The sequence below is a fragment of the Pseudomonas flavocrustae genome (assembly GCF_029872515.1).
Lineage (GTDB): Bacteria > Pseudomonadota > Gammaproteobacteria > Pseudomonadales > Pseudomonadaceae > Chryseomonas > Chryseomonas aestiva.
Genome location: NZ_JAPDIQ010000008.1, coordinates 138,934 through 158,828, shown reverse-complemented (window position 1 = coordinate 158,828; position 19,895 = coordinate 138,934). Strand labels below are relative to the sequence as shown.

18 protein-coding genes are annotated in these 19,895 nt (G+C 65.8%); 8 read left to right on the top strand and 10 right to left on the bottom strand.

Annotation, left to right across the window (positions count from 1 at the left end; genetic code table 11):
* The first annotated feature begins 54 nt into the window (after positions 1 to 54).
* Entirely contained in the window at positions 55 to 1,038 is a 984-nt protein-coding gene (locus OMP44_RS18235; protein WP_280310180.1) for an asparaginase, read from the top strand.
* A 425-nt stretch (positions 1,039 to 1,463) separates the two neighbouring features.
* Here OMP44_RS18235 and OMP44_RS18230 read toward each other — a convergent pair whose 3' ends face one another.
* Positions 1,464 to 2,366 carry a D-hexose-6-phosphate mutarotase gene (locus OMP44_RS18230; protein WP_187980724.1) on the bottom strand — a complete coding sequence of 301 codons (903 nt, stop codon included), beginning with the start codon at positions 2,364 to 2,366 and terminating at the stop codon, positions 1,464 to 1,466.
* Between the two features lie 171 nt (positions 2,367 to 2,537).
* On the opposite strand from OMP44_RS18230, the gene ampC reads away from it, so the two are divergent.
* The gene (gene ampC, locus OMP44_RS18225) at positions 2,538 to 3,692 is read left to right on the top strand and encodes a class C beta-lactamase (protein ID WP_187980725.1); all 1,155 of its coding nucleotides are present in this window, start codon (positions 2,538 to 2,540) and stop codon (positions 3,690 to 3,692) included.
* A 302-nt stretch (positions 3,693 to 3,994) separates the two neighbouring features.
* Here ampC and OMP44_RS18220 read toward each other — a convergent pair whose 3' ends face one another.
* The 4 genes from OMP44_RS18220 to OMP44_RS18205 all read right to left on the bottom strand — a co-directional run bounded on the left by OMP44_RS18220 (position 3,995) and on the right by OMP44_RS18205 (position 9,217).
* Positions 3,995 to 5,665, bottom strand: coding sequence for a Na/Pi cotransporter family protein (locus OMP44_RS18220; protein ID WP_027600470.1), 1,671 nt, complete (start codon positions 5,663 to 5,665; stop codon positions 3,995 to 3,997).
* Between the two features lie 164 nt (positions 5,666 to 5,829).
* Positions 5,830 to 6,582, bottom strand: coding sequence for a TerC family protein (locus tag OMP44_RS18215; protein ID WP_133860176.1), 753 nt, complete (start codon positions 6,580 to 6,582; stop codon positions 5,830 to 5,832).
* A 116-nt stretch (positions 6,583 to 6,698) separates the two neighbouring features.
* The gene (locus OMP44_RS18210) at positions 6,699 to 8,033 is read right to left on the bottom strand and encodes a CitMHS family transporter (protein ID WP_133860177.1); all 1,335 of its coding nucleotides are present in this window, start codon (positions 8,031 to 8,033) and stop codon (positions 6,699 to 6,701) included.
* Positions 8,034 to 8,275: 242 nt separating this feature from the next.
* On the bottom strand, positions 8,276 to 9,217 hold the full coding sequence (locus OMP44_RS18205; protein ID WP_280310173.1) for a LysR family transcriptional regulator: 942 nt from the start codon (positions 9,215 to 9,217) through the stop codon (positions 8,276 to 8,278).
* Between the two features lie 100 nt (positions 9,218 to 9,317).
* Here OMP44_RS18205 and OMP44_RS18200 point away from each other — a divergent pair, with 100 nt between their 5' ends.
* The gene (locus OMP44_RS18200; RefSeq protein ID WP_133860179.1) at positions 9,318 to 10,070 is read left to right on the top strand and encodes an SDR family oxidoreductase; all 753 of its coding nucleotides are present in this window, start codon (positions 9,318 to 9,320) and stop codon (positions 10,068 to 10,070) included.
* 77 nt (positions 10,071 to 10,147) lie between these two features.
* Here the strand turns inward: OMP44_RS18200 and OMP44_RS18195 are convergent, their stop codons facing one another.
* Positions 10,148 to 11,050 carry a homocysteine S-methyltransferase family protein gene (locus OMP44_RS18195; RefSeq protein WP_273861005.1) on the bottom strand — a complete coding sequence of 301 codons (903 nt, stop codon included), beginning with the start codon at positions 11,048 to 11,050 and terminating at the stop codon, positions 10,148 to 10,150.
* Positions 11,051 to 11,149: 99 nt separating this feature from the next.
* On the opposite strand from OMP44_RS18195, the gene OMP44_RS18190 reads away from it, so the two are divergent.
* The 4 genes from OMP44_RS18190 to OMP44_RS18175 all read left to right on the top strand — a co-directional run bounded on the left by OMP44_RS18190 (position 11,150) and on the right by OMP44_RS18175 (position 13,399).
* Complete coding sequence (locus tag OMP44_RS18190) at positions 11,150 to 11,971, top strand: transporter substrate-binding domain-containing protein (RefSeq protein ID WP_280310170.1); 822 nt, start codon at positions 11,150 to 11,152, stop codon at positions 11,969 to 11,971.
* Positions 11,968 to 12,774, top strand: coding sequence for an amino acid ABC transporter permease (locus OMP44_RS18185; RefSeq protein ID WP_017639191.1), 807 nt, complete (start codon positions 11,968 to 11,970; stop codon positions 12,772 to 12,774). The genes OMP44_RS18190 and OMP44_RS18185 overlap by 4 nt, the downstream gene beginning before the upstream one ends.
* Positions 12,775 to 12,846: 72 nt before the next feature.
* Positions 12,847 to 13,020, top strand: coding sequence for a DUF6434 domain-containing protein (locus OMP44_RS18180; RefSeq protein WP_348529684.1), 174 nt, complete (start codon positions 12,847 to 12,849; stop codon positions 13,018 to 13,020).
* Positions 13,021 to 13,081: 61 nt separating this feature from the next.
* Positions 13,082 to 13,399: a hypothetical protein gene (locus OMP44_RS18175; protein ID WP_273861003.1), complete on the top strand. Its 318-nt coding sequence runs from the start codon at positions 13,082 to 13,084 to the stop codon at positions 13,397 to 13,399.
* Between the two features lie 115 nt (positions 13,400 to 13,514).
* Here the strand turns inward: OMP44_RS18175 and OMP44_RS18170 are convergent, their stop codons facing one another.
* The 4 genes from OMP44_RS18170 to pdxR form a co-directional block, all read right to left on the bottom strand.
* Positions 13,515 to 14,348, bottom strand: a complete 834-nt coding sequence (locus OMP44_RS18170) for a hypothetical protein (RefSeq protein ID WP_280310166.1) — start codon at positions 14,346 to 14,348, stop codon at positions 13,515 to 13,517.
* Between the two features lies 1 nt (position 14,349).
* Positions 14,350 to 16,032 carry a hypothetical protein gene (locus tag OMP44_RS18165; RefSeq protein ID WP_280310164.1) on the bottom strand — a complete coding sequence of 561 codons (1,683 nt, stop codon included), beginning with the start codon at positions 16,030 to 16,032 and terminating at the stop codon, positions 14,350 to 14,352.
* A gap of 15 nt (positions 16,033 to 16,047) precedes the next feature.
* A complete protein-coding gene (locus OMP44_RS18160) occupies positions 16,048 to 17,517 on the bottom strand; it encodes an OmpA family protein (protein WP_280310163.1) in 1,470 nt (489 codons plus the stop codon).
* Positions 17,518 to 17,748: 231 nt separating this feature from the next.
* Entirely contained in the window at positions 17,749 to 19,167 is a 1,419-nt protein-coding gene (pdxR, locus tag OMP44_RS18155) for a MocR-like pyridoxine biosynthesis transcription factor PdxR (RefSeq protein ID WP_280310161.1), read from the bottom strand.
* 90 nt (positions 19,168 to 19,257) lie between these two features.
* On the opposite strand from pdxR, the gene OMP44_RS18150 reads away from it, so the two are divergent.
* On the top strand, positions 19,258 to 19,890 hold the full coding sequence (locus tag OMP44_RS18150) for an FMN-binding negative transcriptional regulator (protein WP_273860998.1): 633 nt from the start codon (positions 19,258 to 19,260) through the stop codon (positions 19,888 to 19,890).
* Positions 19,891 to 19,895: the final 5 nt, after the last annotated feature.

The window sequence follows — 19,895 nt, the reverse complement described above, 5'->3', positions numbered from 1 at the left end:
GACCGCTTTCCTGCCCCCACCCCGTGTGGGGGCAGTCCTATCAGGAAGTCCCTCATGAGCTCACCCTACCTGCACATCCTCTACACCGGCGGCACCATCGGCATGCAGGCGACCGCCGCCGGCCTGGCCCCCGCCGCTGGTTTCGAGGCGCGCATCGACGCCCTGTTGGCCAGCCGTCCGGAGCTGGGCAATCCGGCCTGGCGGCTGCAGGAGCTGCTGCCGCTGATCGACAGCGCCAACATGACCCCCGCCGCCTGGGAGCGCATGGCCCAGGCGATCCTGGCGGCAGCCACCGACCCCGCCTGCCGCGGCGTGCTGGTGCTGCACGGCACCGATACCCTGGCCTACAGCGCCGCCGCCCTGGCCTTCCGGCTGCTGGGCCTGGCCATTCCGGTGCTGCTGACCGGCTCCATGCTGCCGGCCGGCGTGCCGGACAGCGATGCCGACGGCAACCTGGCCGACAGCTTCGCCGCCTTCGCCAGCGGACTGACGCCGGGGGTGCAGGTGCAATTCCATGGCGAACGCCTGCCGGCGGCGCGCTGCACCAAGCAGGCCAGCAGCGGCTGGAAGGCCTTCGTGGAAAGCGCCCGGCCGCGCAGCGGTGACACCCTGGTGGCCACGCCGGCCGCCTTACGCTTCGATCAGCCGCGTCAGCCAGTGCGGGTAGCGGTGCTGCCGCTGTTTCCGGGCATCGACGGCGCCACCCTGCGTGCCCTGGCGGGCAGTGGGGTGCAGGGGCTGGTGCTGGAGTGCTATGGCAGCGGCACGGGTCCGGCGGATGACGCCGACTTCCTCGCCGCCCTCGCCGAATGGCGCGCTGCCGGCGTCCCCGTGGTCGCCCTCAGCCAGGGCGCTCGCGGGACGGTGGAGTTGGGTACCTACGCCGCCGGCAGCGGCCTGGCCGATGCCGGGGTGATCTCCGGCCGCGGCATGACCCGTGAAGCCGCCCTGGGCAAGCTGCACAGTCTGCTCGGCTGCGGCCTGGAGCGCACGGCGGTGGCCGAGTGGATCGGGCGAAATCTGTGCGAGGAGTTGTGATCTTCGGCTAGGTGCCGGGGCTCCCTCACCCCGGCCCTCTCCCAGGGGGAGAGGGGGCGTTTGGGTAGACGCCGCAGCAAGGCAGTGACTCTGCCAAACCAGGAGTGAGTCCTGCGCACTCTCCAATATCCAACACGCCAAAGCCTATCGGAGCCTCCCCTCTCCCTCTGGGAGAGGGCCAGGGTGAGGGTGCGCTTGAAGCCTGAAAGCCCCAAGTCCTGCGCACTAAACTCCTCTGAGCGCCCCCTCTCCCTCCGGAAGAGGGCCGGGGTGAGGGTGCGCTTGAAGCCTGACAGCCCCAAGTCCTGCGCATCAAACTCCCCTGAGCGCCCCAAGTCCTAACGCACCAAACTCTCCCCTGAGCACCCCCCTCTCCCTCTGGGAGAGGGCCGGGGTGAGGGCCAGCCCGGACGCCTGAGCAGCCCCTACAGCGCCTCGCGCCACAGGCTCACCGCCATCTCGGCCGAGGCGCCCGGCGCCACGCTGAGGACGTCGTCCATCACCCGGGCGGTCTCGATGCAGAGCATGCCGGTCCAGGCGTCGTCGGCGAACTGGCTCAGGCGCGCGGACTTGTCGATCCAGGGATTCCACAGCACCGCCGAATGGCTGTTACGGGTCTCCACGAACAGCCGGCGCTGCCACTGGGGATCGCGGATCGCCAGGCGTGCCGGCAGGCCGACATAGACCCGGTCGGTCTCGGCGGTGATGGTCGGCTCGCCGTTCTGCCGCTTGCGGGTCCAGCCGTCCAGGCAGTCGTAGTAGTCGGCGTTGGCCAGGCCTTCGATGCCCACCTCACGGACGTCGCTCACGGCGAAATAGGTGTGCAGCGCCTGGCTCAGCACCAGCGGGTGATCTTCCAGATTGCGCACGCTCAGGGTCAGCTCCAGGCGTTCGCCCACGCTTAGGCTGAGGGTCAGCTCGGTGGCATGGGGCCAGCCCGGGGTGGTCTCGGCGGAGGTGCGGTGGTGGAAGTCCAGGCGCACCCGATCGGTGTCCACCTCGACGCCGCCGGCCTGCCAGGCGACCTGGCGCGCCAGGCCGTGGGCCGGGGCGTCCGCAGTGGTGGTGCACATGGCCTGGACCGCGGCCGGATTCTTCAGCAGGTCGCCGAACCAGGGCCAGCAGACCGGGATGCCGCCACGGATCGGGGTACCGGGCTCGAACACGGCTTCCGGATTGCCCCAGACGATGTCCGGCTCGCCGTCGAAGCCGTAGCGCAGCACATGGGCGCCCTGGCAGGCCACCAGGGCTTCGGCCTGGCCGACGCGGATGCGCCAGACGGGCAATTGGCCCAGTTGGATCTGTTCGACGAGGGGGGCAGCGGACATGGGATGACTCCTGGAAAAGGTGAGAGGCGACTGTAGTCCAGTCGAGGATCGGGCTCCAGCCAGCCATGGACAGCGCCGGCGGCAAAATCTTCCAACGATGGCCGCGTCTCATACCTGAGCAGCAACGCTCGGCTAGACTCCTGGCCTCTCCTCCTCAGGAATGGCTCCCGCATGTCGGCTTTCCCGCGTCTTTCCCTGCTGCTCGGCCTGGGCCTGACCCTGCCGCTCCTGGCTAACGCCGCCAATCCCCTCGACGACGAGATCCGCGCCGCCGCCCGTACGGTGATGGCCGAGCAGGACATTCCGGGCCTGGCCGTGGGTGTCACGGCCCCGGGCCTGCGCCGGCTCTACTACTTCGGCACCGCCGATCGCCGCAGCGGCCAGGCGGTGGACGCGGCCACCCTGTTCGAGATCGGCTCCCTGAGCAAGACCTACACCGCCGCCCTGGGCGGCTACGCGGCGGCGACCGGTCGCCTGCGGCTGGACGAGTCCGCCGCTCAGGTCCGCCCGGCTCTGGCCGGCAGCGCCATCGGCCAGGCCAGCCTGCTGCAGCTGGCCACCTACAGCGCCGGCGGCCTGCCGCTGCAATTTCCCGACGGCGTCACCCGCGACGATCAGACGACGGCCTTCTACCGCGCCTTCCAGCCGCCCTTCCCCGCCGGCAGCCGCCGCCTCTACTCCAATCCCAGCATCGGCCTGTTCGGCGCCCTGGCGGCCCAGCGGCTCGATGAACCCTTCGCCACGGCCTTGCAGCGCCACGTGCTCAAGCCCCTCGGCCTCGGCCATACCTATCTGCAGGTGCCGGCGGCCGAGCAGGCCCACTACGCCTGGGGCCATGGCAGGAACGACCAGCCGCTGCGGGTCAATCCGGGCGCCTATGCCGAAGAGGCCTATGGCATCAAGACCACCGCGGGCGATCTGCTCGCCTTCGTCGAGGCGAATCTGCATCCCGGCCGGTTGCCGGCGCCCCTGGCCAAGGCGCTCGACGCCACCCAGCAGGGCTACTATCGCAGCGGCCCCATGACCCAGGGTCTGGCCTGGGAGGCCTACGCCTATCCGCTGCCCAAGGCCCAGCTGCTGGCCGGCAACACCCCGGCGATGGCCCTGCAGCCGCAACCGCTGGACTGGCAGCACCCGCCACTGCCGGCGAGCGGCGCCCGGTTGTTGAACAAGACCGGCTCCACCAACGGCTTCGGCGCCTATGCGCTGTTCATCCCCGAACGCCAGCTCGGCCTGGTGATCCTGGCCAACCGCAACTACCCGAATGCCGCGCGGATCGAGACGGCCTGGCGGATCCTGCAGCAGCTCGATAGTCGGGCGCAATGAGGTACCCCAATCGCGGCCATGGGCCGCTCCTACAGGGTGTGATGCTTCTGTAGGAGCGGCCGCAGCGGCGGACAGCCATGGCCGCGATAAGGCTTAGGCGCACAGTGCCATGGCGTGGAAAACGGCACAGCCTTTTCCACTGGGAGTTCGCAGCAGGGGGGGCGCCCTCACCCCAGCCCTCTCCCCAGGGGAGCGGGGGCCATCCGAAGTGGCGCTCAACTTCATTGGCGATGACAAGATCAGATCAGTTGCGTGGATGACGGCGCAGCCTCATCCACGAACCCGCACGTCAAACCGCGACCTCAAGCCCCACCCGACTCCTCGCGCCCCTCCACCGGCAGCTCGTGCTCGGTGGCGTAGCCGGCATCGGCCGCCTCCAGCACGCCGTGGGCGATGCTGCAGAACAGCGAATTGACCCGGCGCATGTCGCTGAGCAGGCCCAGGTGCAGGGAGCTGGTCTCGAAGCTCTCCACCACCTGCTGGTGCAGCCGCTCGACATGGGCATGGGCATAGCGCCGCTCCAGCAGGCGGAAGCGCTGCTTGAGCCGACGCAGGCGGCGCGCTGCGTCCAGGTCGCCGGAAAGATAGACCGACAGGCACAGCTTGAGGCTGTCGACCAGCAGCCGGTGCAAGGCAGAGAGTTCGTCCACCCCGGAAGCCGAGAACGAGCGCCGGGCGGCGATCTTCTTGCTGTCGACGTCGCTGGCCATGCGCTCGATCAGATCGCCGGCCTGCTCCAGGTTGATCGCCAGTTCGATGGTCTCCGCCCAGCGCCGGCTGTCGCGCTCGTCCAGGTCGTCGCGCGGCATGCGCGCCAGGTACAGCTTGATCGCCGTGTAGAGGGCGTCGACATCGTCGTCGAGACGGCGCACCTCGCGGGCCAGCTGCTTGTCGCCGGCATTGATCAGCACCAGCAGGTGCTGCAGCATCTGCTCGATGACATCGCCCATGCGCAGGAGCTCGCGGGAGGCATTGGTCAGCGCCAGGGCCGGGGTATCCAGGGCGGCGGTGTCCAGGTGGCGCGGCCGCAGGATGGTCTCGGCGCTGTCCTTGGCCGGCAGCATGGCGGTGCAGAAGCGCGCCAGGGGCCCGGTCAGCGGCAGGAACAGCAGGCAGCGCACCAGGTTGTAGGCGACGTGGAAACCGATCACCACCTCGGCGTCGTTGAAGTCGTAGCCCTGCAGCCAGTCGGCCAGCAGGCCGATCCAGGGCAGCACCAGGATGCAGCCGGCGAGCTTGAACAGCAGGCTGCCCACCGCCACCCGCCGCGCCTCCACGCCCTGCTTGGCCGCGCCCATCAGCGCCAGCACGCCGCTGCCCAGGTTGGCCCCCACCACCAGGCACAGCGCCACCTTGAGCGAGATGACCCCGGAGCCGGCCAGGGTGGCGGTCAGCAGCACCGCCGCCAGGCTGGAATAGGAGACCATGGCGAACACCGCGCCGGTCAGGGCGTCGAGCAACTGGTCACCGGTCAGTGAAGAGAACAGCACCTTGACCCCGGCCGCATGGGTCATGGGCGAGGCCGCCTCGACGATCAGCTGCAGCGCCAGGATGATCAGCCCCAGGCCGATGGCGACCCGGCCGAGCTGGCCGGCGCGGGTCTGCTTGCGGCCGAGAAAGAACACCACGCCGAGAAAGATCAGCAGCGGCGACAGCCAGGACAGGTCGAAGGTCAGCACCCGCGCCATCAGCGCGGTGCCCACGTCGGCGCCGAGCATGATGGCCAGCGCCGGGGTCAGCGGCACCAGGCCCTGGGCGACAAAGGAAGTCACCAGCAGCGCGGTGGCGTTGCTGCTCTGCACCAGGGCGGTGACGGCGATGCCGGAAAGAAAGGCCAGCGGCATGCGCTGCATGCTGCGGCTGAGCACCCGGCGCAGGCTGGCGCCGTATACCCGCAGGATACCGGTGCGCACGATATGGGTGCCCCACACCAGCAGGGCAACGGCGGATAGCAGATTGAGCAGTGTCAGCATCGTGGCGCCCTCCCGGCGCGTGTCCAAGAGCTCCTGGCGAGCTTGTCACAAAATCGTAATGACCGTTCTGCACAGACGCACGAGCCCGAAGGCAGGGCACCTTCGGGCTCGTGGGGACTTGCTGGTTTAGGCGGCGGAGAGCCGGGTCGGTTCCGCCGCCGCGATCAGATCTGCTCCTTGCGCAGCTTGACCGCTTCGCGCGCCTTGGCCTTGCCGCGCAGGCGGATGTTGATGGCTTCCACCGCCAGCGAGAAGGCCATGGCGAAGTAGACGTAGCCCTTGGGCACATGGACTTCGAAGGCTTCGGCGATGAGCACGGTACCGACCACGATCAGGAACGACAGCGCCAGCATCTTCAGGCTCGGGTGCTTGTCGATGAAATTGCTGATGGCGCCGGCCGCCAGCATCATCACCAGCACCGCGACGATGATCGCCGCGACCATCACCGGCACGTGGCTGACCATGCCCACCGCGGTGATCACCGAGTCCAGCGAGAAGACGATGTCGATGATGGCGATCTGGATGATGGTGCCGATGAAACCGCCACCCTTCTTCTGGGGGGCGTCCTCGTCGTGCTCGTCTTCGCCTTCCAGGCCTTCGTAGATCTCGGCACTGCTCTTCCACAGCAGGAACAGGCCGCCGAAGAAGAGGATGAGGTCACGCCCGGAGATGCCCTGGCCGAAGACGAAGAACAGGTCGGCGGTGAGACGCATCACCCAGGTGATGGACAGCAGCAGCAGGATGCGGGTGACCATGGCCAGGGCCAGACCGAAGAAACGGGTCCGCGCCTGCATGTGCTTGGGCATACGGCTGACCAGGATGGAGATCATGATGATGTTGTCGATGCCCAGAACGATTTCCAGGGCCGTCAGGGTAAAGAAGGCGACCCAGATTTCCGGGTTGGTCAGCCAGTCCATTGCAAATCCTCTTTTAGCTGAGACGCGCTCGGGCGCGCGCTCCAATGGAAAAGGCGCGTCAGGCGACGCGCCATTTTCGAACAGCCGGCAAGGCTAGTCGTACAAATGGTAAAACTCTAGCGGCTGTACAGCGGAAACACACCCAGTAACAAAGCACCGCCCAGCAGGAACATGCAGGTCACGGTGGCCCATTTCAGGGTGAAGCGCTGGTGGTCGCCGAACTCCACCTTGGCCAGGCCCACCAGCAGGTAGGTCGAGGGCACCAGGGGGCTGAGCAGGTGCACGGGCTGACCGACGATGGAGGCCCGGGCGATCTCCACCGGACTGATGCCATAGGCCGCGGCGGCCTCGGCCAGCACCGGCAGCACGCCGAAGTAGAAGGCGTCGTTGGAGATGAAGAAGGTGAACGGCAGGCTGACCAGGGCGGTGATCACCGCCATGTACGGACCCAGGGCATCCGGGATCACCGCCAGCAGGCCCTTGGACATGGCGTCGACCATGCCGGTACCCGAGAGGATGCCGGTGAAGATGCCCGCGGCGAAGATCAGCGAGACCACCGCCAGGACGTTTTCGGCATGGGCGGCGATGCGCTGCTTCTGCATGTTCAGGCAGCGGTAGTTGACGGTCATGGCGATGCCGAAGGCGATCATGAACAGCACCGGCATCGGCAGCACGCCAACGATCAGCGCGGCCATCAGCGCCAGGGTCAGCAGGCCGTTGAACCAGCGCAGGTGCGGGCGGCGGGCCTCGGCGCACTGGGAGACGGTGACGTCGGCGCCTTCGGTCTCGCCGATCTGCAGGATGCCCAGGCGGGCGCGCTCGCTGCGGCCATAGAGGTAGGCGAGGAAGAACAGCCAGGCGATGGCCAGCAGCATGGGCGCGATCATGGGCACGAAGACGTCGGCCGGATCCACGTGCAGGGCACTGGCGGCGCGGGCGGTCGGACCGCCCCAGGGGGTCAGGTTCATCACGCCACTGGAGAGCAGCATCAGGCAGGTCATGATCAGCGGATTCATGCCCAGGCGCTTGTACAGCGGGAACATGGCCGCCACGCAGATCATGTAGGTGGTCGAGCCGTCGCCGTCCAGGGAGACCACCAGGGTCAGGAAGACGGTGCCCATGGCCACCTTGAGCGGATCGCCCTTGACCAGCCTGAGGATCCAGCGCACCGCCGGGTCGAACAGACCGGTGTCGATCATCACGGCGAAGTAGAGGATCGCGAACAGCAGCATCACGCCGGTGGGCGCCAGCTTGCGGATGCCGTCGAGCATCATCGGGCCGAGGGCGTCGAGCTTGACGCTGCCGAGGCTGGCGAATTCGCTGGACAGCGCCCAGGCCAGCACGGCGAAGGCGATCGGCACCATGGTCAGGGCGATCAGCGGAGACAGGCGCTTGGTCATGATCAGGTACATGAAGGTCATGACCATGGCGAAGCCGAGGAAAGTCAGCATGGGAATACCTCTGGATTTTCGCGAAGAGAAGGAGGGTTCAGCCGCGGCGCAGCGGCGCGGAGAGGGCGAAAATCCAGGGGAGACGGGCGCGCGGGGACGCCTGGAGGGACAGATACGACATGGCAAGAATCCTGGTTATTTTTGTAGGCACGTCGCCCGCTCACGGGGGCGGGTCTTGAGCGGATCCTAAGAGGTCAACCTTTCGCCAGCCTTGCGTGGTGGCGAGTGGATGTTGCGGGATGTCACGAAGCCGACACGGACGGCGGCTGTTCGGCTCGCTGCCAGCCCGGGGTGCTCAGATGCTCGACGAAGAAATCGAGCAGCACCTGGATCTTGGTCGGGCGACTGCGCGCCGAGGGGGTCACGAAATAGAGGCCGCCACGGGTCAGCTGCCAGTCCGGCAGCAGCGGCACCAGCCGGCCATCGGCCAGGTAGTCGGCGGCGATGAAGTCCGGCAACTCGGCGATGGCCAGGCCTTCCAGCAGCACCGGCAGCAGGGCTTCGGAATTGGTGACGCGCAGGGGACCACGCGGCAGCACGCTTGCCTCGCGACCGTCGTCCCCGCTGAAGCGCCACACCTGGCTGCGCGCCCGGTAGGCGTAGCTCAGGCAGGCATGTTCGCTCAGCTCCTGCGGATGGTGGGGATGGCCATGGCGCTCGACGTAGGCCGGCGCCGCCACCAGCAGCTGGCTGACCGCGCAGAGCCGCCGGGCGACCAGCGAGGAGTCGGGCAAGGCGGCGATGCGCAGGGCGGCGTCGAAGCCCTCCGCCACCAGATCCACAGTGGCATCGGACAGGTGCAGATCCACCGTCAGCTGGGGATAGCGACGCAGCAGCTCGGGCAGCAGCGGCGCCACCCAGCGCAGGCCGAAGGCCATGGGCACCGCCAGCCGCACCTGGCCGCGGGGCTGCACGGCGCGCGCCTGGGCAGCGCTTTCGGTCGCCTCCGCCTGGCGATAGAGATCACCGGCCTGGGCGGCCAGCTCGCGGCCGAATTCGGTCAACGCCAACTGCCGCGAGGTGCGATTGAACAGCCGCCCGCCGAGGCGCTCCTCCAGGCGCGTCACCGCCCGCGAGACAGTGGCCACCGACACGCCCAGCACCCGCGCCGCGGCGGCGAAGGAGCCCTCCTCGGCGACCCTGGCGAACATCGCCAAGCCTTCGAAATCCGGCAATCTGCTCATTTCATTTCTGCAACGATGACTTGCCAATCATTCTATTTTGCAAGGAAGCCAGGGTCGATAGGCTGACTCCACCTGATCACAACCACTCGGAGATTCAGCCATGACCCTCAAGCTCGCCGACAAGATCGCCCTCGTCACCGGCGCCACCAGCGGCATCGGCCTGGCCGCCGCCAAACTCTTCGCCCAGCAGGGCGCCCATGTCATCCTCACTGGCCGGCGGCAGGCGGAACTGGACGCCGCGGTCGCCCAGGTCGGCAACGCCACCGGCATCGCCGTGGACTCCTCGCGCCTGGACCAGCTCGATGCCCTCTATGCGCGCATCCGCCGCGAACACGGACGCCTCGACGTGCTCTACGTCAACGCCGGGGGTGGCAGCATGCTGCCCCTCGCCGAGGTGACCGAAGCCCACTACGACGACACCTTCGATCGCAACGTGAAGGGGGTGCTGTTCACCGTGCAAAAGGCCCTGCCGCTGCTGGCGGACCATGCCTCGGTGATCCTGGCCGGCTCCACCGCCGCCAGTACCGGCACCCCGGCCTTCAGCGTCTACGGCGCATCCAAGGCCGCCGTACGCGCCTTCGCCCGCAACTGGATCCTGGAGCTGCAGGGCCGCGGCATCCGCATCAACACCCTGAGCCCGGGTGCCACCCGCACCCCGGGGTTGGTGGAACTGGCCGGTCCGGATGCCGCCCAGCAGCAGGGTCTGCTGGACCACCTGGCCAGCCAGATCCCCCTGGGTCGCGTCGGCGAGCCGGAGGAAATCGCCAGGGTTGCCCTGTTCCTGGCCTCCAGCGATTCCAGCTTCGTCAACGGCGCCGAACTCTTCGCCGATGGTGGCCAGGCGCAGGTCTGAACGGCGTCTGGCGGCAAGAAAAAAGCGGACAGCGCCCTGAGCGCTGTCCGCTTTTTTTTGCCGACCGAATGCGGGCGTCAGCCACGCAGTCGCGTGTTGAGCACGGCGATATGCTCCGGGCCGATGCCGCAGCAGCCGCCGATCAGGCTCGCGCCACGCGCCTGCCAGTCCTGGGCGAAGCTCAGGTAGCCGGGCGGATCCAGGTCCGGACGCAGGGGGTCGAGGCCATCATTGGCGGTGGCCTCTTCCGGCTGGGGCGGGAAGGCGTTGGCATAGGCGCCAAAGGGAATCTCGATCCCCGCCGCGGCAAAGGTCGCCCGCGCGGTATCCAGCGCCGCGGCCATCACCTCGGGCTGGCTGCAATTGAATAGCAGCGCTCCGGCGCCCAGTTCCACCGCCAGCTGCGCGGCCGCGGCCACCGGCTCGCCGGATCTCAGCCGTGGGATCTCGTCGACGTCTTCGTCCTTCAGGGTGAAGGACAGCCACAGCGGCTTGCCATCCCCGGGCAGCCCGGCGGCGATGGCACGCACCTCGGCCAGGGAACTCTGGGTTTCCGCCAGCCAGAGATCGACATGGGGCGCCAGGCCGCGGATCAGCGGCTGCAGCACCTCGTCCACCCGCGCCGGCTCGAACAGATCGGGGCGATAGGAGCCGAACAGCGGCGGCAGCGAACCCGCCACCCGCACCGGCTGACCACTGGCCAACACCGCCTGCCGCGCCAGCTGACCTGCCCGCGCGGCCAGGGCCTCGCCTTCGGCGGCGAAGCGCTCCTCGCCGATATGGAAGGGCACCACCGCATAGCTGTTGCTGGTGATCACCTGGGCACCGGCCTCGATATAGGCCCGATGCACCGCCTCCACCTGCTCCGGCGCCTCGCTCAGGGCCAGGGCCGACCACTCCGGCTGACGAAAGGGCGCGCCACGGCGCTGCAGTTCGCGGCCCATGCCACCGTCGAGCAGAACTAGATTCATGTTGGCCATATAGCTATTTCACTTTTCCTTATAACCAAAACAGAGTTCAATATCGGTTCTCATATCTCTCTAATACCAGGCCCTCTTTCCCTTTGCAAAGGACGCCCCATGAGAACCGCTCTGCTATTGGCCCTCGGCCTGACCCTGGCGCTGGTCGCCACCTCGGCCTCGGCCGGTACCACCCTGGACCGCATCAAGGCCAAGGGCGAGCTGGTCAATGTGCTCATGGAGAGCTATCCGCCCTTCTCCCAGCTCAATGCCCAGAACCAGCTGGAAGGCTTCGACGTGGACGTGGCCAAGGCGGTGGCCGACAAGCTCGGCGTCAAACTGCGACTGGAAACCCCTTCCTGGGACGTGATCGCCGCCGGTCGCTGGAGCGGTCGCTACGACGTCTGCATCTGCTCCATGACGCCGAGCCAGGCGCGCGCCCAGGTGTTCGATTTCCCGGTCAACTACTACGCCTCGCCAGCGGTGATCGTGGTCAACGCCGGTGACGACCGCATCCACGGTGCCAAGGACCTCTCCGGCACGAAGGTCGGCGTCACCAGCGCCTCCTCCTACGAAAGCTATCTGAACAAGGACCTGACCATCGAAGGCCAGGAAGACCAGCCGCTGAGCTACCCCTTCGACCAGGTGCAGGTGGTGCCCTTCCCCGACGACAACGTCGCCTTCCAGGACCTGGGCCTGGGCGCCGGCAAACGCCTGGACGCGGTGCTGACCAACCTGGTGACCGCCCAGCCGCGCCTGGCCCAGGACAGCAAGTTCAAGCTGGCGGGCGCACCGCTCTATGCCGAGCCCAACGCCGTGGCCATCGAGAAGGGTGATGCGGAATTCGCCGCCAAGCTGCGCGAGATCATCGAGGGGCTGCGCCAGGACGGCACCCTGAAACGGATCTCCGACAAGTGGATCGGTGCCGACATCAGCCAATGAGTCAGTTACCGCCCCCGGTCGAATCGCGTCCGCTGCTGAGCTTTCGTACCCGTGTCTGGCTGACCTGGCTGGCGCTGCTGGCCGGGGGCGTGGTCTTCGTGCTCGGCTTCGACCTCAAGTTCGCCAGCGTCTGGCCGCGCCTGCCCAACCTGGTGGGCTGGCGCCTGGGTCCCAACGGCTTCCTCCAGGGCGCGGCCCTGACGCTGTTCCTCAGCCTCAGCTCCATCCTGGTGTCGGTGCTGCTGGGCTTCGCCGCGGCCTTGGGGCGGCTGTCGTCCAGCGCCCTGGCCTATGGCGTGGCGACCTTCTACGCCTCCTTCTTTCGCGGCACCCCGCTGCTGATCCAGATCCTGCTGATCTACCTGGGCCTGCCGCAGATCGGCGTGGTGCCCGGCGCCATCAGCGCCGGCATCCTCGCCCTGTCGCTGAACTATGGCGCCTACCTCAGCGAGATTTTCCGCGCCGGCCTGCTCGGCGTCCCCGCCGGTCAGCGCGAGGCGGCCCGGGCGCTGGGCCTGTCGCCGCGGGTGATCTTCTGGCGCGTCACCCTGCCCCAGGCCATGCGCAGCATCATCCCGCCCACCACCAGCCAGTTCATCTCCATGCTCAAGGACTCCTCCCTGGTCTCGGTAATGGGTGTCTGGGAGGTGATGTTCCTCGCCCAGTCCTATGGCCGCTCCAGCTACCGCTACCTGGAAATGCTCACCACCGCGGCGGTGCTCTACTGGCTGATGTCCCTGGCCATGGAATTCATGCAGTCGCGCCTGGAGCGGCACTACGGGAAGGCGTATCGGGGGCGTTAGCGAGGCTAGGCCGGGCCGAGGTAAACGACCGACGCCCGATCACTCCCCACTACCGAAGTAGCCGGAATAAAAGTGGATTGGCATGGTGCCGAGCTGACTCGCGCCACCGTCATCGATCGGCACTATAGGCACACGCAGAACGTTCGCCGCTTCGATCGCGACCTCAAGGCGTGGATCCGCAGTGAAATACCCAAGACCTTGGGCGATGTGATGGATGAACGGCAACGTCGGCAGCGCGCTCGATAGAATCTTTTCGCCTCTAATCAATCGCTGATCCTTGCCATTGGTAAGCAGAACCGGAGGTCACATGACTGATACGGACACTACTATCCAAAAGCTGGCCCGCTTTGAAACGGCGCGCTTTGGTCTGGAAGCGCTGATGGCCAACTGTTCGCGGTTGATCCAGGCAGAAGAGGCAAAACCAGAGCGGGATCAGGCCTGTATCGATCAATTGAAGGTCAGGCGTCGCGAATACCGCAGACTTCGTAACGATCTGGATTTCGACGATCGAAGGCAGATCGAGGACGCCATAGCCACCTATGGCCCCCAGGCAAAAGCCGCTCTTCGGCAGACAGAGAGATCGGATTCTGGTGCAAGCCGATTGACTGGGCGCCAACCGGGATGAATGCCGATCGTGTTTGATGACGTCAGCGTGGGAAAAGCGGCTCTTCAAAGGATCGCACCTGGTAAAGGAGGATTGATCCTTTGAAATCGCCGCTGAGGCAGCAGGATCCAGCGGCTTACTTGAGATCGGTCGTCAGCTCCGGCGTACCGAAGCTGACGAGCCTGGCATTGGAACGCTCGAAATAGCCCTGCCAGAAACGTTCGAGACTCTGCAGTACCTTGCCTGAACGATAGGCGCCCTTGGCATCGTCGCCGATCAGCCCCGCACCCATGACATAAACCCGGGCACCGTGCAGTTCGGCGAACAGCGCCTTCTTCTCTACCTTGGCCAGCTCGGCTGCGGGGTCGATTCCACGAATGCGGTTGGCTTGATAGAAGCTGCCGAAGTCGCTGTTTTCCAGCATGTCGGATACCAGCAGGATGACCTGATCCTCGCTGGGCTCCTGGCCTAGGTCTTCACCAATTTTCTTGAGGCTGGCGAAGATTTCACTGCGCGAAATCTCCTCGTTCGGCTTGCCGAAACTGTCGACGAATTGCTTGCCGAACGCGTTTTGAAAGAAGCCAGCCTGCTGTTGCAGACAGGTATCGAGCTTCTTGAGACTGGCGTTGCCAATATGGTTACGCACCTTGCCAACCAACGGCTTTTCCAGGATGCCGGCGAACTGCAACTTCATGTAGTTGTTCTGCAACAAAGCCGAAAATTGATAGAGCTTGATGCTGTCGCCTGGCTGCAGGTATCTCAGGGTGTGCTCCCAGGCACTGCTTTTCAGCGCCTGGGGCATATTGACCGTTTCATCGATGACCACCGTCAACGCTCGCCCCGACGCGGCTGGCTGTTCGCTGGCCAATTGCGCATAGCGGTAACAGCTCGGCAGGTCGTTACGTTCAGCCGCCATTGCCGCAGGCGCCAACAACAGGCCAGCGATTGCCAGGGTTACGGTCAGACGCATCTCAGGCACCCTCTTTCTTGGCGCGCTTTATCGCCATCTGCACTTTCTGCTTGCTCAGCAGCGCGGCGCTGTCGATACCCAGCTCTTCGCCGATGGCGGTCAGTTCTTCGGGGGAATAGACGGTGAGGTCACCCAGGTTGGCGATCAAGGCGTTCTGATCCAACGCAGCTGCGGGTACCGGTGCTGGTGCTGGTGCTGGTGCTGGTGCTGGTGCTGGTGCTGGTGCTTCAACGGTCGCACTCGACGAGCGCTCAGGCGTTAAGGTTTCAGCACTGGCCGCCGCGTTGTTGAGCGCAGCCAGTTCACGCTGCAACGCCTGCTTTTTCTTGGCGGTATCGAGTGCCTCACGCATCTCTTCCAGCTCGCTGGCGGCGTCATGCGCTTTTTTCTGGCGCTGACTTTCGCTGTTCTGCCGCTCTTTCTCGTTGGCATAGAGCGCAAAGCTCCGGCGCGGCCCACGGTCAGCACTACCGCCTAGAGAATGCCGGTGCTCGATCCGCTCTTGCAGACTGCTGAGCTTGGCCTCGGCATCTCGGGCGACTCGATCACGCTGACTCTGCTGATAGGCCGCGAATTCGCTGGCACTGCTGAAGCCGGAGATATAGCCCGCTGCTTCCCGTGATTGGGTGCCGGCGAACGAACGGAAGACGCCGATCAGGATGCCGATGATCTGCACGCCGATGAAAATGACCGACAGGATGAAGAAGGTGAGTTTGTAGGCGAAGATCCGATCGCCAGCGACCTCACTGGCCGCACGCTGGTCAGCCGCCTGACCATCGGCAGTGGCTTCGCTGGGCAACTGGAAAGGCGAGGCGTCTGGGGTAAGCGCCGAATTGCTGGCCGACGCATAGGGTGAACCGTTTACCTGCTGGGTTTCCAATTCGTTGATGGTGGACGCCCGGATGAAATAGGCACCGATGGCCAGCGTCAGAATAAGCGCGGTGGCAATGACCGTGGTCCACCAGGTTGGGGAGACCGTGGCGTTATGCTTTACCCGGTTGATGATATGCAGGTACTTGGGCTCTCTATCATCGAGGCCGGTACGGTCCAGATCGACGCCGGCATCCGCCTGAAGATCCTTGGCATTGTTGTTGCGCCTGGCCTGACGATGCCATTCGCGGGCTTTGCGGATAAGGCCGTTGCGGTGAATCTCGGCGCCCATGAGGTGGGTAGCGGGAACCAGAATGGTACCGATCAGCAGGGAGATGACGATGGCCGAGAATTCCGCCTGATTGGCGGAGATGTTGTTGGCAATGAAAGGCGCCAGTACCAGGGCGAAGATGAACGCCTCGAGGATCACCAGAAAGATGCTGCCGATCCACAGGGGCAATCCCGTCGGTTTACGGCCGCGCTCTTCCACCTTGTTCAGGTAGTTGGCGCACTTGTCGTAAAAGGCTGCGTCCTTGTTCACACGCTCGTAATAGCGGTGATATTTCGCGCACAGTTCGCGTTCAGCCTTGTACCAGGCTGTCCCGCCCTCTTCGCGATCCTGCATGAGATCGCGTTTGGAGGCTTTGGCAATGAAGCCCACGACCGGAAAGCTGACGCCTAGATTGAGGAAGAAGTACTTGACCTCTTCCCACCAGCGGATGATTACCACGACCAGGACCAGCAGACTGATCAGTGGCCAGATCGCGTAGCGATAAGCCGCCAGCGCTGTCGTCAATGTCTCGAAAAGTTCCATGTTTCGTCCCCGGAATCAGCCGCGCACAGGCGCATAAGTCGCTATGTAAGGTTTGGTGCCATTGTCGTAGAACAGGTCGCCGTCGATACTTTTGTCGCCGGTCTTTTTAATCACTACATCAATACAACTTACCGGTGCCTGCTCGGGTTTTTCCAGGAAGACCCGGTAGAGAATGGCGTCTTCACCTTCATAGGTATTGGCGATGGCCGTGTAGGCATCGCTGGGTCCGCCTTTGTTTTTTTCATAATTCTGGGTGACGAAGACTTTCGGATCCTTCACCAGCGCTGCGTTATCACGCAGCACGGCAACCGGCGACAGGGTTACCAGATGGCCATTGACCAGACCCGCCCAGGCACGCCCGTTCATGCCTGGCAGGTATTCGCGCGTGGCGTGGTCAGACAGCGCAGCGCCTGTGGCGAAGCTTTTGACTTCGCCGCTGATGCGCGGGGCGTCCTGCTGACAGCTGCTCATGGGTACCTGGGCGTAGGCACTGGAGATCAGCGCGAATCCACCGCTTTTCGGACGCAGGGCCTGACCGAGCTTCCAGGCACCGCTATCAACCGGCTGACCGCCGAAGTCGATTTTTGCCAGGCTCTGTTTTGCCTGCCGAGGCGCCTCGGTATCAGCCGTCCTGGTCGCTTTCGAAGACGTCGTGGCAACAACCGGTTTTTTAACCTCGGGTTTGGCTACAGCTTCCGTGGCGGTGCCATGGGCCAGATACTTGGCATTGTTCTTTTCCGCGTTGATGCGCTTGACCAGCGTCGCCTTGTCGTTCAACTCGACGATCTCGACGCGACGATTCTTGCCGCGCTCGAGCGGATCGCTGTTGTCGGCGATGGGGCGTGAGGCACCGGCGCCCTGGAAGTACATGCGATCTCGCGAAATGCCCTGCTCGACCAGAATGCTCGCCACCGCGCGCGCCCGCTGCTCCGACAATGCCTGATTGATGGCCGGTGTGCCGGTAGCGTCGGTATGGCCAACGATAAGAATGGGCGTGGCTTCCTTGCCCACATAGGCACTGGCCAACTTGCTGATCTTGCGGCGACCTTCGTCGTTGAGCTGGGCGCTCCCTATCGGGAACATGCCTTCATCGGCGATCTGGGCCACCAGACCCGCCTCTTGGGGCGCGGCCGAAGGCGTAGCAGCGGCGGTCTGCAACGTTTCCACCTGAAGTGGGATCTTCTCCTGCTCGGCGATCTGCTTGAGTCGCTCAAGACGATTCTTGTAGGCCAGGGCGGCGCCACAGCCAACCGAGGCGCCGACCACCGCCCCGGCGATCAGCGTTGCCCCATCGCCCTTGGCCAATGCAGCAGCGGCGACCCCGGTAGCGGCACCGAGAAAACCGCCGGCCAGGCAGTTGACGGTGCGACTTTGGCCGCTGGAAAAATTATCGACGGTGGCGCAGCCGGTAACGCCCAAGGAAATGGCTACGGCCAGCGCAGCGAGGCGTACTGGCCGGGAAGGAAGCAAAGAAGCCTGACTCACGTAAGTGACTCCTGGTTACTGGAGATAACGGATAACCAGGATGAAACGACCTATGATGTTTCATCCATGAAAACGGCGGGTGCTCTATCTAGCAGGATAGAAGCCTGGATTATATCCCGATATCAGGGATGGCAAGTGAAGCAGAAGTAGGCTCAATTGCAATGACAGCCAAACTTGGGTCAGTCTAATAATCTCACGGCAATATCATAACTAATGTTATTGCCGGCATAACTACTCCATCCAGGCTTCCCTCAGCCTGGCCAGCGCCTCGACGATCCGCGTCTCCGGCACCGCCGCGAAGCCCAGCACCAGTCCGGCACGGGCGTCGGGCGGGGTCGGGCCCTCGGGCAGCCAGTAGCGCGACAGCGCATTGAGTTCCACCCCGACCGCGGCCGCCCGGGTCACCAGCTCGGCTTCGCGGGCCAGGTGGGTGACCGGCAGGCACAGATGCAGGCCGGCCACCGGGACGCCCGGCGGGGCGCAGCCGGCAACCTCTGGCCAGCCGGCCAGCAGGGCATCGCGGCGATTGCGCGCGGCCCGTCGCATGCGGCGGATGTGGCGCTGGAAGTGGCCCTGTTCGATGAAATCGGCCATGACCGTCTGGGTGGCGCTGTCGAGATGGCGGATGCCGGCCCGTTGCAGCTCCAGCAGCGCCGGCAGCAGCGCGGGCGGGGCCACCAGATAGCCCAGGCGCAGGCCGGGAAAGGCGATCTTGGAAAAGGTGCCGACATAGAGCACCCGACCGTGGCGATCCAAGGCGGCCAGGGGCGCCAGCGGCGCGCCCTGGTAGCGGTATTCGCCGTCGTAGTCGTCCTCGACGATCCAGCCGTCGGCCTGCCGCGCCCAGTCCAGCAGCGCCAGGCGGCGCGGCAGGGACAGTACCGCACCGGTGGGATACTGGTGCGACGGGGTGACATAGACCAGCCGGCAGTCCGGCAGTCCTGCCAGCTGCTCCACCATCAGCCCGGCCCCATCCACCGCAACGCGCTGCAACCGCGCCCCGTCACTCTGCAAGGCCAGACCCGCGGCGCGATAGCCGGGATCCTCCATGGCCGCCCGGGCTCCGGGCGCCAGCAGCAACCGGGCGCAGAGTTCGATGGCCTGCTGGGCGCCGCTGGTGATGAGGATCTGCTCGGGTGCGCAGACCAGGCCCCGCGCCTGGCGCAGGTAGGCACAGAGCAGGCGGCGCAGTCGCGGTTCGCCGCCGGGTTCGCGATAGCCCAGCAGCGCCGGCTCCGGCTGGCGCCAGAAACGCTGCTGCAGCCGCGCCCAGGTGGCGAAGGGAAACAGATCCACCGCCGGCAGGCCGACCCGAAAGGCGCACGGTGCGCCGGGCGGCACGCTGGCCAGGGGCACGGGTGTCGTCCTGGCCGTGGCTTCGGGAGCGGCCAGCGCCCGGGTCACGGGCGCGACATAGGTACCGTCGCCCAGGCGACTGTCGAGAAAACCCTCGGCCAGGAGCTGCTCGTAGGCGGCGGTCACGGTATTGCGCGAGATCCCAAGCAACCGCGCCAGTTCACGACTGGCCGGCAGCCGTACCCCGGCGGCCAGCTCACCGGCCAGGATGCGCTCGCGCAGGCCCTGGTAGAGCTGGCGCGCCAGGCCCTGACCCGGCTCCAGCAACAGCCCCGACGGCTCGAATCCCAGCATGGATTGGCACCCTGAAAGTCATGGAAATTGGCTCTTACAGGGAGCCAAAGTCGACCTTAGCATGGCTGGACGTCGCTGGAGTTCCTGCCCATGTATCCCAATCCCGCCTTCTGTCTCGACGACCTGCCCAGGCTGCACCAGCACCTGCGCGATCACGCCCTGGCGCTGCTCATCAGCCAGACCGACGCCGGTCCGCTGGTCAGCCATCTGCCGCTCTGGCTGGCGCCCGACGAGGGTCCCTGTGGCACCCTCTACGGCCATCTGGCGCGCAGCAATCCCCAGGCCCAGGCGCTGGTCGAGGCAGGTCAGGTGCTGGCGGTGTTTCAGGGCCCCCAGGCCTACGTCAGCCCGGCCTTCTATCCCGGCAAGGCCGAACATGGCCGGGTGGTGCCGACCTGGAACTACCAGGCCGTGCACGCCCGCGGCAGCGTCGAGGTGTTCGATGACCCCGAGCGACTGCTACAGCTGCTGGAACGCCTCACCGACCAGCACGAAGCCGGGCGTGTCCGCCCCTGGCAGGTCGCGGATGCGCCCGCGGATTATGTCCAGGGCATGCTGCGCGCCATCCGCGGCCTGCGCCTGCCGCTGGACAGTCTCCAGGGCATCGCCAAGCTCAGCCAGAATCGCAACGCCGCCGATCGCGAAGGCGTCCGCCAGGGACTGGCCGCCAGCCTGGTACCCGGCGACCAGGCGCTGGCCGTCCTGATCCCCTCTCTCGCCTGACCCTG